Source organism: Mesotoga infera, assembly GCF_900157305.1.
Lineage (GTDB): Bacteria > Thermotogota > Thermotogae > Petrotogales > Kosmotogaceae > Mesotoga > Mesotoga infera.
Window position 1 is genome coordinate 917,244 of sequence record NZ_LS974202.1, and the last position, 16,871, is coordinate 934,114.

Here is a 16,871-nt window from a genome sequence, read left to right on the forward strand (position 1 = left end):
CTCACTTTATCGCCCCCTGGGTCATTCCAGTGATGAACTGTCGAGAGAAAAGCAGGAAGAGTATTATGGTCGGCGCGATCGCGAGCGTGAGTCCCGAGAACAAAAGCGGCCACTGGTTAGAATATTCGCCGAAGAAGATCGAAATGGCGAGCGTTATGGTGGCCTTCGACTTGTCGTTGATAAATATAAGGGGGAAGAAAAAGTCGTTCCAGACATTGACGAAACTCACTATCGCCACGATCGAAAGAGCCGGTTTCACCAAGGGCAACACGACTTTCCAGTAAATCTGCATGGGTGTGGCCCCGTCTATTCTCGCGGCCTCCGACAGTTCGTTCGGGACACCGTCGATAAAGTTCTTGAGCAGGAAGACCGAAAAGGGTATGTTCACTGATGTATATATCAGAATCAGACCGAAAAGCGAATTAGTGAGCGTAAGGTTTCTCAGAAGTATGAAGATCGGTATTATCGCCAATCTCGCGGGGAAGGCAAGCCCGAGCATCGAGTAAATGAAAAGGAACCTGCGGCCCCTGAATTCGTACTTAGAGATTGCATATGCGAACATAGAAGAAACTATCAGTATTCCTACTACGGACACTCCCGCCACCAAGGCGCTGTTTTTGTAACCCGTGCCTATTCCGGCCTGGTTCCAGGCTTTGGTATAGTTATCGTACAGTACTTTCGTGGGGAAGGAGAAGGGCTTCATGAATATATCCCTCATGGATTTAAGGGAGTTCAGGATCATCATGAAAAAGGGGACGAGAATAACCAGACAGTAAACGGCCAGAAGTATGTAAACTATTATTTTTCCGAAAAGACTCAATTTAAGCATTTCTCAAGCACTCCTTTGTCTCTTCTCCACGAGGTAAACGTAAAGGATTGAAACGGGCATGACTATCATAAATATAAAGACCGTGACCGACGCTCCCAGCCCCATATCTACCGCGCCGCTTCCCAACCCGCCGAAAGCCGTTCTGTAGAAGAGTGTTCCGAGAACGTCCGTGGATCTGTAGGGACCGGCCTGAACACCTGTCAGGGCGTAAACCGTGTCGAATATATTGAAACTCCATATGAAAAGGAGAATCGCCAGCGTTCTGAAGGTTGAAAAAGTAAGGGGGAATATTATCCGCCAGGTTATTTTCCAGTTGTTGGCCCCATCTATGTAGGCAGCCTCTATCAAATCCGGCGAGATATCCAGTATGGCGGCCAGGATTACCAGAACGTAAAAGCCGAGATTACGCCAGACGTTCACGAGGATTATAGTCGTAAGAGCTGTGCTCTCCAGACCGAGCCACGGTTGTGCCAGCCTGCCAAGCCCCACCAGCTTGAGGAGCTGGTTCACCAGGCCAACCTGCGGATTAAGGAAGAGCCCCCACATGAAACCGACCAGAACCAAGGGTATCATGTTAGGAATGTAAGTGACGACTCTGAATACGCCCGCTCCCTTTATCTTGCTGGCTAGCATCAGGGCTATCAGAAAGCCCAGTCCAAGTTCAAGCACGATCAGGAGCAGAAAGAAATAAACGTTGTGCAGAAAAGCGTTGAAAAGTTCTTTAGCGTAGGAACCAGTGAAAAGCGTCTGAAAGTTTTTCACACCCACAAAAGTTCTCGCTCCAACCCCCGGCCAGCTGAAGAAACTGAGAATGAGACTGTCAAAGAGCGGATAGATGATGAAGACCGTATAGAGAAGCATCGCTGGAATTATGAAAACGAGAAGATATCTAAGTTTTATACTCATCATAGACTCCTCAAAGAACTCTCCCCCGCGCGGAGGCGGGGAAGAGTGAAAATCAAAGGTTTACTTATTCATTAGCGGTGGGTACCACTGAGAAATCGCATCCTGAGCCATCTTGGATAGTCCTTCCGGAGTGAGCTTCCCGGCGTACATTTCCTGCATACCCGGGCTCAGAACATCGTCGTACAGAGAGGGCTTCTGAGTGGTGAAGACCGAGCCGACCCAGTAAACGTATGGAGAGGCGTGGTTCGAGTAAATTTCCAGAGCCTCTTGAAGAACTGGATCGGGCGGAAGAGTCGAACCGGTCACCGCGGGGATGTTGTACGTTACCCCGGCGAAGATGGTACCGAACTCAGGGGTTGCACAGAATTTCAGGATTTCGATCGAATCTTCCATGTTCTTTACGTTGGATGTCATCGCTATGGCTCCGTCGAGATAAGTGTAAGCGTATGGTTTCTGATCTGCAGTTATCGGAGGAACCATGAAGTAACCCACGTGGATGTCCGGGTTGAGCTGCTTCCATGTCTGGTAGCCCCATATGCCGTAGAAAACCATTGCGGTCTGTCCGAAGGCGAAAGAAGCGTCCTGATCGACAGAAGAGTTACCCATGAATCCGTTCTGGTAGTAGATCTTGAGATCGTTGAGTCTCCTGTTGAGATCGGTGAACTTCGGATCGAGGAAGTTGGTCTTGCCTTCTGTGAGATCCTTTATCCATTCCGGTCCGAGGACACTGACTCCGGCCATCGCATGCTGCATGGTGAGTGTCCAGGCTTCCTTACCTGAAACAAAGAAGGGGTCGATGCCGTTCTTCTTCAGAACTTCGGCGTTGGCCACCAGTTCGTCCCAGGTTGTCGGCTCTTTCAGTCCGAACTGATCGTAGTAATCTTTGTTGTAGAAGATTCCGACTACCTGTACCGCGAAGGGAACTCCGTACACTTTGTTTTGCCAGGTCACCGAGTTCAACGAGGCCTGTGGGAAATAAGTCAGATCTACATACTCATCGATCGGCAGATAGAGACCATTTTCGATCAGTACCTGTGTTCTTCCACCGGGGAGTCTTCTGGAGTAAACTATATCCGGTCCTGTTCCTGTTTGAAGAGCGAGGTTGACTTTCGAGTCGTACTCGGTTGGAGCGTAAGCGGTGAATTCGATCGTTATATCGTGGCCCCTGCTTTTCAGAAGCGCTTCGATCTTCTGCCAGACCTCGGCATCCTGTGTTCGCCAGCTCCAGATTGTAACTTTGCCGGCAAAAGCACTCACAACAAGTAGAGCCATTACAACAACTAGCAAAATTTTCTTTTTCATTTTTCCCCTCCTAACACTTAAAGTTGAGAACGGATGGTTCGCTTATTCTATGTTCAATAACATCTATACAACATCTGTCAAAAAGGTATGGTACTGAATTCCCTTGCTAAAGCTGACTACCGAAATACTACCTCTTAAAAATCCATCATTGTCAGAATGATTATACAATACGGGCCATGCAAAAATGAAGACTTAAAACATCACGAACAGAATCGATTCTCGCCTTTTACAGCTACCTATGGTCTATCAGTAGCGAATTGGGCAAAATCAAGCATATACAGCGGCGAGTTTCACCGCTTCGATCAAGCTGGCGGGGTCTGCTAAACCCTTACCGGCTATGTCGAAAGCAGTGCCGTGATCGACCGAGGTTCTCAATATGGGCATTCCAAGTGTCACCGAGACGGTTCTGGCAAAATTCAGCGTCTTGGCCGCAATGTGGCCCTGATCATGATACATGGACAATACGGCCGAGAACTCTCCCTTGCGGGCCATGGCGAAGACCGAATCGGCTCCGAAGGGACCCGCAACCTTGATCCCCGCTTTTCTGGCTTCTTCGATGGCGGGTATTATTTCATCGATCTCCTCTCTGCCGAAGAGACCGTTTTCCCCGCAGTGTGGATTGAGACCGGCTACCGCAAAAGGTCTATCGTCTTTCAATCTCAACTGTTTTAAGGCTTCCGTGCAGCGTATTATATAATCCAGCACCCTCTCTTTTTTCACCATATCACAGGCCTGCCGAAGCGATACATGTCTGGAAAGAAAGAAAACTCTCATCTCTCCGTAGATCTCGAACATGGTCAAGGGATCACGCGTGCCGGTGAGTTCGGCCAGAATCTCTGTGTGGCCGGTGAGTGTGATGCCGGATTCTTTCAAGGATTGCTTGTTGATAGGACCTGTGACTATTGCGGCAACCCTCTTTGCAAGGGCCAGTTGAACGGCCTGGCGTATGTATTCGAAGGCGGCCCTACCACAATCGGCCGATACTTTTCCAATGGGAAAGTCGTTTTCCTGAAGGGATCGTGGTGATAGGAGCACGAGTCTTCCGGGACGGTAATCACCTTCTCCTGAGTCTCCTGCTTCACTTATTGTTAAATTCAATTCGTTGTGAACGATCTCTCTCTCGATGCTTTTGCGATCACCTATTACCAAAGGCCTACAAAACTCGTATATTCCTCCACCGGCAACGGCTTTTGCAGTTATTTCCGGGCCTATCCCCGCAGGGTCGCCCGTAGTTACGGCGATAACGGGATTGCCCGGCGGAATTTTCAATTCAAGAGGTTTTGCTTTACTCATGTCGTCCACGGAGATAGTTCCGCACTTCATATTATCCCTCTCCGAAGACTTCGGTCCTTATTCTTCCGAGATACCAGTTGAGAGCGTCCAGGGCTATTTCGGCACCCAGTTTATTTTTCTGAGTACCGGCCATTTCGATCTTCGTACCAATTATTGAAATAAAATCGAACCCACAACCGGAACCGGCTTCCCTGAGAGAGTTTCCAATATTCTTTATCTCTTGGAAATCATGCTCTACAATAGCCTTCTGGAGTTTCTCGGAATCGAGTTGTCTGCTAACTAGAAATCCATCTATGAGACCTTCCAGGTCGGGCTCCACAGTAACGATGATCCTTTCCATTGGCTATCCTCCATGTTCTCACAACTTTCCTGCCAGATTTTCGCCCTGTGAATGTTCTATGATATTGCTATGGCCGTGTGTGAGTCGGTCTATCGCCAGTTTTTCCCAGACCTGCCGACCATATTACAGTTTTTCTGGTCTGGATTCTGTCAGGATATACCAATGATACAATATAAGATTCGTCAAAGGGATATTTCAAAGTGGTAACGAAGATCCTTCGAAATCACTGTAGAACGGGGAATAAAAAAAGTCCGGGGAAAGGTCTTTCCCCGGACTCGAGAGATCACTTACTGGTAATAGACATCGTCCTTGTTGGCTTTGGAAGGATCTTTGAAGAAATAACCGAGACCATTTTCAACGATCTCCTTGTATTTGGGCGCAGAAATGGTAAGACCTCTTTCGGGGTTCTTCTTCGACCACTGTACAACTATTTCCTGAATGACCGAAGAGTGTTGGCCAACCCTTCTATCCATCGAGAAACCGTTTTCATCGTAAGGAATAAATAGAAGTCCCTTTTCGGCGGCTTTGAGAACGAAGGGATCGATACCGTCCATTATCAGCTCGGGAGTTTTGGCCGCGGTTATCTGGTCCAGATGAACGCCGGGAGACTCCAGCAGGAAGGGATAGGCGTCCGACCAGTCGCCGATTTCTCTGTGAGACAGTCCTCTGAAAGCCGTTGGGGAGCGTTCGACATGGTTTTCGAACTTTTCTCTACCCTTGACGTAGAACGAGGCTCCGGTGGCGTAGCTCATCGATTTCTCCGGTACGACTATACAGTTGGTGACCGGATACATGGCCTCGGCTTCGTGGAGATCGATAACGATGTCGATCTTTTCCTTCTTTATCATCTCCATGGTGGCGTAGGTTACCTGTTCGGCATAGTATCCGTCCGGTCTTCCCGGCCAGGCTCTGTTAGTGTTTCTCGCGTCTATGTAAGACATGGCCTGACCTTCGGGATAATGTATATAGACATCGGGATCGGGCCACTGATCGAGAGCCTGAAATCCTCTGTCGCCCATTCTGAAAGTCTTCTCTCCCCAGGGAGTTTCCATACTGAAATACAACGGGAAACCGCCTCCGGGCTGAGTGCCGAGCGAACCGCTTCTGTTGAAATGAGGGATTATGTAAACAGTTCCACGATCGACTTTCAGATTTTCAATAAGATAGAATGCCGTGAGCGCCGCAGAGGGTTCGTTCTCGTGCGTACCGGCTATTATGAGCATCTTCCCTCCCTCTTCGGAACCTTTCAATTCGAAGACGTCGGTATCGGCTATAGTTCCTTCGATGCCGCTGAAGTATCTGCTCAATTTGAAGACATCGGTTACACCCGGACCGGCAACGACCTCTTCTTTGAAGTTTCGTTGCAGGTACAGAGGAATTCCACCGGCCAGAACCACCAGCAGCAGTACCGCCAGAATAATCCATTTTCTCATCATACAATCCCTCCTATTTCATTCTCAGTAATCTGAGAATGAGTGGTAGAAGGGCCAATGCGTAGAGTATTTCACTTTTTATGTCCTTGGTTTTGATGAAATTCCATATAAGCATGCCCACTACATAGGCTGTCATCACGTAATAAAGGATCATGATAAAAGTCATGACAATTCCTCCTTAACCCACCATCATCAGGAAGCTGAGGTTGTTGGCAAAGATAACCATTATCATTCCCACGACGGTAATAGCTATCCAGGGAACTATACACTCCTTCAGGAAGGAGCCGTAAGAGCCTTTGTAGCCGACGGTACTTACTGTCAGGCGTCCGATGAGCGCGGTCGGTGGCAATCCGTCACCGAGAGGCCACAGCAGACTCAGACCGGCCAGAACGATAACGGGATTTATGCCGTTAGAGTTCAGCATCCAGATGAGAGGAATACCGATAACCATCGCGCCTCCGTAGGTTAGCAAACCTTCGGAGATCGGTATTATGAATGGCAGGATTATCCAGACGACGATCAGAGGAGCCGTGACGATCCACATGGAGATCAAGCCTTTGACTCCGTTGAAGCTCATTATCTGAACAAGCATTCCAACGACCGCGGTGGTGGCCAGTAGAGGTGTCAATTGAGAAACCGTATCTTTGCTCACCTTGAGTATATCGACTCGCTTGTAGTTCATTATCCAGGCCACGATCGCACATATCGCAAACGACAGAGGCAGACCGAGAACGGGGAAGTCGAAGGGCCAGATCCTCGGGGCGGCGAGCAAAAATATAAGAACCAGGAAGGGAATTCCGACGCTCCAACCGCTCAGACCTTTGGGCTCGGGAATATCCTTGAGGGCCTTTTCTTTGTCAACGACTTTGGCCTTTCTTCCTAGGAACAACACGGTGAAAAGACCGAGAATTATGATTGGTATTAAAAGCGGCATTGTAAACCCAACATAAGGTATGGCTGTACCCGCACAGGTCATCATAGCCCATATGTTGATTGGTGGAGCGGCAGCGCTGAGACCGGCTACTATGAATATTATCGCCGATATCGTGACTTGCGAAAGTCCCATCGCACCTAAGGCGGCTGCGACGGTTCCGCCCACGACGAGAACTGAGATACTCCCTGCTCCGGTAAGGGCTCCTGGAACGAGGATTACACACATAAGGAGAATCAACATGAGGGTCTTTTTATTATAGAAAGCTCCTACGATTTTCCTCACTATGTAGTTTGTCCCACCGGATTCTTTGATGATATTCATGAAGATCGTTGCAAAAACAAATATCAAACCGATATCGAGATAGGTGACAGATCCTTCCGCAAGATGCCTGAAAAGGTCAAATCCGGCGCCCCCTGCTATACCTCCGCCAACCACTGCCAGGAACATACACATTTCCGTCGAGAACTTGAGTAACTTCCCGACCACGTACGCCCCGACCATTACTATACCTGCGATGATCGTTTGCATGTAAATTGCATCAGCAGACAATTTTACTACCCCCTTCAATTAAACCGGCTCTCTCACAACCCCTGTGACAACGCCGGTCAATGGGAAAATCAAAGGCCGAAGATCGTGGTGAACGTATCCAGAAGGTCGAAGGCCGACTCTATTTCTATAGCCGGAACGTTTCTTGCTTTGGCTTCGTTCGAGAAGCGTCCATCTTTGTTTGAATCGCTCGTGAACACCAATACATCTGCAGAGGGAAGAACCGTGTCGATCATGACTTCGTTCGGGCTTCCTGGAAGTCCACGTCTGATCTCCCCACCGATTGCTATTGCAACGATCTTAATACCGTTGGCCTTGGCATACTCGATAAGGCTCTTCAGTCTTGCGACTTCGGTATCCACCGAAAGACCGGATGCACCCATGCCCTTCAGATCTGCGCCCACGACAAGAATAAGCGTCTGGAACTTCGTGCCCTTTGGATCGGGTGAGAGAGTTGTAACATGTTTGCCAATTCCGGATTTGGCATCTGCCAGTCCTACACCGGCCGCGAATTCATCTTTGGAGAGAATGTCACAATAATCGTACTTAAGACCGACTTCGTCGGCAACGTAATTGACAGTCTCGACTTCGGCGCTCTGACCGGCAGATGTTATTGCCAGAGGAAGCATAAGCTTGACATCCGTAGTTGCCAACGCCAGTGTTACAACGGAGATGGCAACAAGGATCAGTATAGCCTTTTTCATATAAAACCCTCCTTTTGAGTTTTTTATGGAATGCTTTATCTCAAAACAAGATCTTTTTCAAGTCACTGGACAAAAAAATATAGAAGCCTGCCCCCTTATGGGGACAGGCAACAGTGATTACTTCGCTTTGTAACCGTCCGGTCCGAAGATATGGCCGTCGGCGTATCCGACTTCCTTGAGCCACCAGTCGGGATAACCAACAGACTTTCCAACATCGGGGATGTTGATGTAACCGTCGCGGTACTTGGTTATCAGATATTCGTTGAATTCCCATGTTTCTGCCATTACTCTGTCAGTGACATCGGCGACGTAATCTGTCAGGAATTCCTTACAGAGTTCGGGGTCCACCTCGTAAAGCTGTGCCGCAGCGGTTTCTACCGCCGACTGCATTGCGAAGAGTTTGCCTTCAGTCTTCTTCTGGAATGCCTGGATTTCCGGGTACATGTAGCTCCACTTCAGCTCGGCCCAGTTGCCCATGAAATTGAAGGCCCAGGATGCGACATCGCGATCGAATTTCTGGAGACTGCCGCTGTCATATGCGTAAGGAACATCGGTGATGCCACAGTACATCGGAACGAGTATCGTTTCATGAGGTGCCGCTGCGCCCCACCATACCACTCCACCGACAGGATCGGGAAGCCAGTCTCTAACCTGAGACACAAACACGTATTCACATCTGAAGATCGAGAGTGCTCTTTCCCAGCTGCCCTTGATCAGTTTGCTCGAGCCAGAATAGCGGTTAGGATTGCCGAACGGTCCGGCGGCTAGACCCTGTGTCAGGTCGAACTCGGTCCCTTCGTAGTGGTCTCTGAAGAGGTCGATCACGTCGGCCACGGAGAGCTTCTTGTCGGGAACAACCGAGAACGGGTAAGCCTTTGTGAAGCTGTCTTCTACCCACGGAGAAAGTTCCAGGGAAGGAGCAACCCTGTCGAGAACTCTCCAGGTCCTTCTGAGACTGTAGTAGGGCATGGAGTATTCGCCGGTGCTGACGGTTGCCATCCAGTCGATAGGACCGGAGCTGGGGTCATACCAGCCGGCCGCCGTCGCGACTTCGATCAGGTTCGGGGAGAACATTATGTCGGGATCGTTGGGATCGAGTTCCCTGATCCTGAACATGTTGGATTCGACGAAGACTTCTCCGTCGGGAACTTTCTTGGCCGCCCAGAGAGCGCTCTTCTGGTCCGGTGTCGCACAGATCTCGAAGACCCAGGCTTCCTGAGGGTCGGTTATTGTGAGAGTTTCGCCCCAGCCGTAGTAGCCGTACTCTACGGCCAGCGCGCCCATGAGCTCGATTGCCTCTCTGGCCGTCGTGCATCTCTCCATGGCTACTCTGGAAAGAGCGGCAACGTCGAAAATACACTGGCCGGCTTTGGGCTGCGCATAGACTTTGGCCGAACATGTACACTCGCCGATCGCGAGCTGGTGTTCGTTGATTACTCCATAGACTGCATCGAAGTATCCGTAGGTGTGCTCGACCTGGTCGATGTAACCAAGAGGTTCTGTCGGTGGATAGTTAGGATCATCGTAGGTCGGGCCCATGTCCTTACCCACATAACGCGGATACGGTTCGATGAATGGATATACGGCTCTCTGTGCGCCTGGTTCATAATCCGCCGGTGGAACGTAGACATACCTGAAATCGCAGAGACCACAATCTGCGGAATGGCTGGTCATGACCGACCCATCAACCGATGCGCCCTTGGTGACGATGATGGTCGTGCAGGCCCAACCGATCGTTACGATTGCGGCAACCGCAAGCAAGACTAACAGGATCTTACGCAATTGAAACCCCTCCCAACAAAATGTATTGGGGATATACCCCGGATTTAAGGTCGTTAGACCTTATTCAATCACAGTAAAGACAAGTAGATCTTTTCCCACGGAATTACCCGTCTCTAAAGAAGTGGAGTATCCCGTAAAATACAGCTTTTTGTCTCCATAACAGAACGATAGTATCGCATCGTCCTTTGAGCCTCCGACTGCGAGCCTATCCAGAATTTTACCGGCGGTGTTCACCCGGATGATCCAACCGTCGGCCATTCCATGGTTTCCAACCACATCTTTATCGCTGGATGTTGAATAACCGGCTACAATGAATTCATCTTTTCCAACCTGTACAACTCCACGTGCGATGTCTGAGAAGCTTCCGCCGAAATTGTTGCTGGAGATCTCTGTTCCATCGGGTGAAATATACGCAATCCAGAAATCCTTTCCGCCGAGTCCGCTGGAGAACATCGAAATCCCCGCGTCCTGTTCTCCGACCACGACTATGTTTCCATCGCTCGCAACTATTAAATCCGATCCCGCTTCGTACCAGAAACCTCCGTATTGATTGAACCATTGTATGATTCCGTCGCTCCCTATCTTCAAAACGGACGTTTGTTCTTCAACGTAGTTGCAACTGACGTTGCAGTCTTTGAACGCGTAGTACCCGACAACGTAAATCGAACCGTCGTCGCCTATGGCGATCCTTTTAGCGCAATCTTCGCTCCGGTAGGCCCCGGCGAGCCACTGCCCGAGCAACTCTCCGTCGCAGTTGAGCTCTATTACCCAGAAATCCTCGCCCCAGTCGTACCCTATGACATCTCCGTTATCCGATCTGGTATATCCCGCAACGAGTATATTTCCTTCGGGAGTCTCCACCACATCGTAGGCGTAGTCCTGTCCGCTTCCACCGAAGGTTTTCTGCCACTCAAGCTCGCCCGTCGAAGAAACTCTTATCACCCAGAAATCTCCCAAACCTTTGTTACCGGTTACATCTCCGTCGGAGGATTCCGTCAATCCCGCAAGCACGAAACCTCCATCCCGTGTAGTCGTAAGCGCCTGAGCAACATCGCGCTTGCTTCCACCGTAAGCCTTCCACCATATTAGTTCGAGATCTTTGTCGAACCTGGCTATGAGAAAGTCTTCCTGTCCATGACTGGAAAAGAAAGTGCCTTTCGAGGAAGTGGTGTAACCGGCTATTACGACACTACCGTCTGCGAGTAGAACGATATCGTTGCCCACATCGTTCCCGTCTCCGCCCACGACGACCTGATCAGAAAGTGTCAAACCGGCGCAGACCGTAACTGCAAAAAAAGCGAATAAAACTACCATGTATCTCTTCATCCATTTTCTCCCATCAATCACAACATCTTCCCCCACCGAAGTCCCTCTCGAAAACGATCAAAAGATCCACCACGACCGAAAGTTTCAAAACGATTGGCGAACCTTCATACAAAGCGGACGCATAATTTTCTCTAGAACTACCGGCAAATATAACGGCATCTGTAAACGGAATCAATCTTCGGGCGAACTCCGCCTTGATTGAGTCATCACCGGAATCATCCACATCTATATCGATGATCATTACCAGTCCGTTTTCTTTCTTAATTTCGGCTGCCATTTCCACGACTCTGGAGATATCCCCCAGATGCCTTTCGGATCCACCACCGGCAATCACAATCAGGGTCCTGTATTGGGTGCCAGGCGTATAGAAATGGTAGAAAATATCGCCCTCGCTTTCTTTTGCCTTACCGAAACTTGCGCCCATTTTCATCTGCTCCAAAGTCGCTCCGGGAACGTAATCACGGGCTATAAAAAGATTACTGCAGAAGTAGTTCACCGTATCTATCTCCTGGCTCTCTCCCCAGACGGTCATTAACATGGGGTCTTCCATTGGAGGTAGAACGTCCGGCACATAGGCGAAAGAAATTGTAGTAATAAGAAAAAACAAGAAAGACAAAAAGATTTTCAAAAGACCATCTCCGTTTAAAAACCAGTGTGAGTTTTGGACAGAAAGAACATACATAATTGCCGTCAGAATTACTATACTCCAAATTGTACCAGATAAATACTTCGATTAGCGAACTTTTCCAATTTTGATACAGAAGTTTTAAAAAGGAGCTTTTTTATCCGGTTGTCTCTTAACTACTACATGATCATATTTAGAAATCGACTCTAATTCACTTATTCACACTAGACTCAATCCACCATCGGAAAGTATCACCTGACCGGTAATCCAGTCGGACTCCTTGCAAGCTAGGAAGACAAGCAGGCCGGTATGGTCTTCGGGTTGACCGATCCTTCCGGCCGGAGTTCTGGATTCTATCCTCTGGAGGACCTCCGGGTGTTGCAAGTAGAACGGCGAGGAGAAGGGAACGGTTTCGGTCGGCCCTGGAGCCACGACGTTGACCTGGATGTTGAACTGTGCCAGCTCGAGAGCCATGACTCTCGAAATCGCTATTATACCCGCCTTGGCCGCACAGTGGCCGGTGTGCTCCCTTTCTGGATACTTGCCCCCGATCGAAGCCATATTGATAATCTTTCCACCTCCTCCGTCTTTCATTACCCTCGCGATCGCCTGAGAAAAGATGAAAACAAGTCTCACGTTCACATGCCACTGCCTGTCTAGCTCTTCCACCGGGTGATCTAGAAAAGGCGCGCGGAATATGTAAGCAGGACAGTTGAGGAGTATGTCTATCCTTCCAAAGATCTCAATGAGTTTTTGCGATACTGTCCGTGCATCCGACTCGCTCTCTATGTTGCTCTCGATGGCGATGCAACGTTGGTCTTCTCCCCTGCCTTTTAATAGACGTTGTTTTATAGTTGCCAGTTTTTCCGAGTTTTTATCTATCAGGGCGAGCGAAGCGCCTTCACTCCAGAAGGCTTCGGCGGCCGAGCTTCCTATCCTTCCGGCGCCTCCGAAAATCACCGCAACTTTATTTTCAAGTCTCTTTCCCATTATTATATTCTCCCCCTATCTTCGATCGGTGGAATCAGGAAATTCTTTCCGGCTTGTTCAGAAAGTCTTTCCCATCTCTTGAATAGAAGCGCTGCTTCGCACGCGCATCTGATAGCCGGGTCGTTAGATGGCGGATATTCAGGCCTCAAACCTTTGGTTATGTTTGAGCCGGCGGTGCAGATCGCTCCGGCTGAGATTCCCAGGAGCGACGACAGTACAAACAGTGTAGCGGCCTCCATATCCAATTGAAGCGCTCCGGCTGATTTCCAGAGGTCCATCTGGCCGTTTATAGTAGAAGGAAAGTCCTTCCCAATCAATCCAGGCTTCGTCGCGTAAAAGGAATCGACCGAAAGGCCCAGACCGACGTGAAATGTGGTCCCTTCTCTGTCGCAAGCGCATATCAGTGCCTGAAGCACTCTATAATCGGCGATCGATGGAAAATTCTCCGGCACGAACAGATTTGCAGTTCCCGAGTACTTTATGCAACCTGAAAGAACAATTAAATCGCCGGGCGAGATTTTTTCTGAAAGACCGCCGGACGTTCCGATTCTTATAATAGTATTCACGCCGTGTTTGTGAAGCTCAACCACTGCTATCTCCGTCGATGGACCTCCCATGCCACTCGAACAGGCCGCTATTGGGAGTCCCCTGTACTCACCAACTATGGTCAAGTAATCCCTGTTGTTCCCAACCTCTTTAACGTTATCCAGAAAACGTCCTATCTCATATACCCTTGCGGGATCGCCCGGTAGGAGCAGGACGTCCGGCAATTTGTCTACGGAGAGCTTGAGATGGTCCTTGGATATATTTATATTTATGCTTTCCACACGCTCACCCCTTCAATCCAGTTCCGCTTATTCCGCGAACGAAGTATTTTTGGAGAAACAAAAATAGAATCACAGGCGGCAGACTACCGGCGATCGCAGAGCTGAAAAGATTGGCCCAGCTCGTACTTTCGGTAGATCTGTGAGAAGCAATGGCCACCTGCACAACTTCAAACCTGCTGGAATGAGTCGCAACAAGCGGCCAGAAAAGGGAGTTCCACTGGAACATGAAGACCATGACGACAACCGTAACTATCGCGGGCATACTCAGGGGCAGCAAAATCCTCCAGTAGATCCTGAACCAGGAAGCGCCATCGATTCGGGCCGCTTCCATGATTTCCGAAGGCACTTCCGAGAAGAACTGCCTGAAGAGGAATATCGCCAGCCCGTTCGCCACGCCCGGAAGTATGAGAGCCCAATAAGTATTGTCTATTTTTAGCTGTTTCACAAGAATATAAAGCGGAATCACGATCGATTCGAACGGAACCATGAAGGTTATCAACACTATGGCAAAGACCAGGTTCTTTCCTCTGAAACTGAATTTCGCCAGTGAAAATCCAGCCATCGATGAAACGAAGACCGTGAGAAGTATCGTAACTAGCGAAACGAAAAGGCTGTTGGCGATTGCCCTGCCAAAGTTGAGCTTCGAAAAGATGTGTACGAAATTCTCCAGCGTCGGTTTCGAGGGTATGAAAGTCCTCCAGGTAAGGGGATTGGCGTACTGGTAAAGCGATCCGGCCGGCCTTAAGGCCGAGGCTACTATCCATACCAGCGGCACTATGAAGAAAAGACTGATGATCGCCAGCACTATGAAAAGCGATGTTGTTTTCCAGACTCTGCCACTTTTCATAAATCTCGCCTCAATACTCAAAATTCGCCTTCGTCAGCTTCAATTCGAAGAAGCTGAAGACGAGAATGATCGCAAGAAGTATCGACGTAATGGCCGATGCCCTGCCCATATCGGCATTCACGAAGGCGCTCTTGTACGATTCGTACATGAGCAGGTTGGTCGAACCCATCGGTCCGCCTTTAGTTATTATATATACCGGAGCGAAACTGAGAAAATTGAAGGCCGTGTTGGCTACCAGAACGAAAGACATAGTTCGTGTCAAGAGCGGCAGGGTTATCTTCAGAGTCTTCTGGAGGGTCGATGCGCCGTCCATTTCGGCCGCCTCGTAGAGACTTTCCGGAATGTTCTGCAGGCCGGCCAGGAAGTACATCATCCAGTATCCCGAACTTCTCCAAACGTTCAGCATTATCAATCCCCACAACGCCTGATTGGGCGAGGCGAAAAAAGGCTGTGGCTTAAGACCTAGCGAAGTTAAAAAACTGTTCGCCAGTCCGTAGTAAGGGTCGAGCACGATTGACCAGATAACCGCGACCACCGCGTACGAGATCGCCGTGGGCAGAAAAAAGACCGTTCGAAAAAACTTTGTGAAGAAATGCGACCCGTTGAGCAACAAGGCCATGAGCAAGGAACTCAAGACTATCAGCGGGTTGACTATCGCCGAATAAAGGAGAGTTACCCAGAAGGAATTCCAGAAAACGGGATCGTACTTGAACAGATAGGAGTAATTTTCAAATCCCACAAAAGACTTTGTTCCTCTGAAACTGGTCGTTGTCAGACTCTCGATAAAAGAGACGCCTATCGGCCAGATCTTGAACAACAAAAGAAATACCAGCGCGGGTAATATAAAAAACCATGCAACTCTGCCACTTCTGAACACTTCCGCACCATCCAGATTAAATTCAAATACGATCCCCTTCGATCATTTGTACCTCTTCAGTTCTCTATCGATTCTAATTGCGGCATCGTCAAGGGTTTTCTTAGGATCGGCCCCATAGTGAATAGAGTTGAAAGCCTCTCTGAGCATCAATTCGTATTGCGAGTAACCGGGCGTTACCGGCCTGGCCACGGCGGTGTGTTCCATCTCATACAGGAAGGTCTGCCACATCGGATTTTCGAAGACCTCGGGCAGGGCCTCATAGACATCGTACCTAGCCGGAGCGATGCCGTTCAGCAAGTGCCAGGTTATTACGGCTTCTTTCCCGGTAATGAACTTGGTGAACTTCAGAGCTTCGTCGAGCTTCTTGGTTTTCGAGTTTATTCCCACATGCCAGCTTCCGGTGGGAGTGACGATCGCTCCTCCTTCGAAATAAGGGAAGGGTGTCAGGCCGAATTCGACCGAAGGATACTGGGACATCCTGCGTATATTCCATTCGTTGCCCAGCATCATGGCCGCCTTGCCGGTACCGAAATACTCCCTGGCGATGGCTGAATCGGAAACGCCCTGGGGACTTATCTTCCACTCGTTGAAGAGTTTCCAGTAGAAAGTTGTGCCTTCTATGAACTCCTTGGAGTTGATATATCCCTGCGAGACGAACCCGTCGCTGGAGAGTACTTGAGCTCCAAGCGATTGTACGATCGGGAATATAAGATAGGGTCTGTCTATCTGCTCGATCACCAGGCCCCAAATGTCAGTTATACCATCGTTGTTCGTGTCTTTGGTGAGAGCTTTAGCAATTTCGACAACCTCATCCCATGTCAATCTCTCGTCGATCCTTTCGGGTGGAAAGGGTATTCCGTACTCCTTGAAAATGGCCTTGTTGTAAAAAATCCCGGCCGAAGATGTGCCGTATGGTACCGAATAAAACTTGCCGTTGTAGCTCCCCTCTTCGATCGATGAGCTAAACCAGTCATCCATCTCTTCATCCGTGAAATAATCGTCCAGGGCCAGTAAATAGCCTCTAGCCGCGTAAGACGCGGTGTTAGGACCGTCAACGATATAAACGTCCGGCGTCCCATCGCCCGCGGCGAGTCTCACTTCGAGAGTCTGGAAAAGCTGCCCGAACGGAACAAGTTGAATGTCCACTTCGATAGTGGGGTTCTCGTCCTTGAAAGCTTTCACCAGCTGCATGACCTGATCCTGTGGCCAGCCCATCCACAAAACCTCGATGGTCGTTGCAGAGAGAAAAATCCCGATCAACAGTACCAGCAGTACAAAAAGCCTTCTCAACGCACTCACCTCCTTGGTAA

At 49.3% G+C, this 16,871-nt stretch carries 17 protein-coding genes; all 17 read right to left on the minus strand.

Annotated features, from left to right (window positions below; translation table 11 throughout):
• Position 1: 1 nt before the first annotated feature.
• The gene (locus MESINF_RS04260; RefSeq protein WP_169698689.1) at positions 2-829 is read right to left on the minus strand and encodes a carbohydrate ABC transporter permease; all 828 of its coding nucleotides are present in this window, start codon (positions 827-829) and stop codon (positions 2-4) included.
• 3 nt (positions 830-832) lie between these two features.
• Positions 833-1,735, minus strand: a complete 903-nt coding sequence (locus MESINF_RS04265; protein WP_169698690.1) for a carbohydrate ABC transporter permease — start codon at positions 1,733-1,735, stop codon at positions 833-835.
• Positions 1,736-1,795: 60 nt separating this feature from the next.
• On the minus strand, positions 1,796-3,037 hold the full coding sequence (locus MESINF_RS04270; protein ID WP_169698691.1) for an ABC transporter substrate-binding protein: 1,242 nt from the start codon (positions 3,035-3,037) through the stop codon (positions 1,796-1,798).
• Between the two features lie 267 nt (positions 3,038-3,304).
• A complete protein-coding gene (gene pdxA, locus MESINF_RS04275; protein ID WP_169700823.1) occupies positions 3,305-4,330 on the minus strand; it encodes a 4-hydroxythreonine-4-phosphate dehydrogenase PdxA in 1,026 nt (341 codons plus the stop codon).
• Positions 4,331-4,361: 31 nt separating this feature from the next.
• Positions 4,362-4,670, minus strand: a complete 309-nt coding sequence (locus MESINF_RS04280) for a cytoplasmic protein (RefSeq protein WP_169698692.1) — start codon at positions 4,668-4,670, stop codon at positions 4,362-4,364.
• Between the two features lie 287 nt (positions 4,671-4,957).
• Positions 4,958-6,106, minus strand: a complete 1,149-nt coding sequence (locus MESINF_RS04285) for a M14 family metallopeptidase (RefSeq protein WP_169698693.1) — start codon at positions 6,104-6,106, stop codon at positions 4,958-4,960.
• Positions 6,107-6,116: 10 nt separating this feature from the next.
• Positions 6,117-6,269 carry a hypothetical protein gene (locus MESINF_RS04290; RefSeq protein WP_169698694.1) on the minus strand — a complete coding sequence of 51 codons (153 nt, stop codon included), beginning with the start codon at positions 6,267-6,269 and terminating at the stop codon, positions 6,117-6,119.
• Between the two features lie 12 nt (positions 6,270-6,281).
• Complete coding sequence (locus tag MESINF_RS04295; protein ID WP_169698695.1) at positions 6,282-7,586, minus strand: C4-dicarboxylate ABC transporter; 1,305 nt, start codon at positions 7,584-7,586, stop codon at positions 6,282-6,284.
• Between the two features lie 68 nt (positions 7,587-7,654).
• Positions 7,655-8,287, minus strand: coding sequence for a DUF6305 family protein (locus MESINF_RS04300; RefSeq protein ID WP_169698696.1), 633 nt, complete (start codon positions 8,285-8,287; stop codon positions 7,655-7,657).
• Positions 8,288-8,404: 117 nt separating this feature from the next.
• The gene (locus MESINF_RS04305; RefSeq protein ID WP_169698697.1) at positions 8,405-10,069 is read right to left on the minus strand and encodes a dipeptidase; all 1,665 of its coding nucleotides are present in this window, start codon (positions 10,067-10,069) and stop codon (positions 8,405-8,407) included.
• A gap of 60 nt (positions 10,070-10,129) precedes the next feature.
• The gene (locus tag MESINF_RS04310) at positions 10,130-11,416 is read right to left on the minus strand and encodes a hypothetical protein (RefSeq protein ID WP_169698698.1); all 1,287 of its coding nucleotides are present in this window, start codon (positions 11,414-11,416) and stop codon (positions 10,130-10,132) included.
• Entirely contained in the window at positions 11,409-12,023 is a 615-nt protein-coding gene (locus MESINF_RS04315) for a DUF6305 family protein (protein ID WP_169698699.1), read from the minus strand. Before MESINF_RS04315 ends, MESINF_RS04310 begins: the two co-directional genes overlap by 8 nt.
• A gap of 216 nt (positions 12,024-12,239) precedes the next feature.
• Entirely contained in the window at positions 12,240-13,010 is a 771-nt protein-coding gene (locus MESINF_RS04320; protein ID WP_169698700.1) for an SDR family NAD(P)-dependent oxidoreductase, read from the minus strand.
• Positions 13,011-13,012: 2 nt separating this feature from the next.
• Entirely contained in the window at positions 13,013-13,837 is an 825-nt protein-coding gene (locus MESINF_RS04325; protein WP_231936860.1) for a nucleoside phosphorylase, read from the minus strand.
• Positions 13,838-13,841: 4 nt separating this feature from the next.
• Positions 13,842-14,684: a carbohydrate ABC transporter permease gene (locus MESINF_RS04330; RefSeq protein ID WP_169698701.1), complete on the minus strand. Its 843-nt coding sequence runs from the start codon at positions 14,682-14,684 to the stop codon at positions 13,842-13,844.
• 10 nt (positions 14,685-14,694) lie between these two features.
• The gene (locus MESINF_RS04335) at positions 14,695-15,561 is read right to left on the minus strand and encodes a carbohydrate ABC transporter permease (RefSeq protein ID WP_169698702.1); all 867 of its coding nucleotides are present in this window, start codon (positions 15,559-15,561) and stop codon (positions 14,695-14,697) included.
• Positions 15,562-15,603: 42 nt separating this feature from the next.
• On the minus strand, positions 15,604-16,851 hold the full coding sequence (locus MESINF_RS04340) for an ABC transporter substrate-binding protein (RefSeq protein ID WP_169698703.1): 1,248 nt from the start codon (positions 16,849-16,851) through the stop codon (positions 15,604-15,606).
• Positions 16,852-16,871 lie beyond the last annotated feature (20 nt).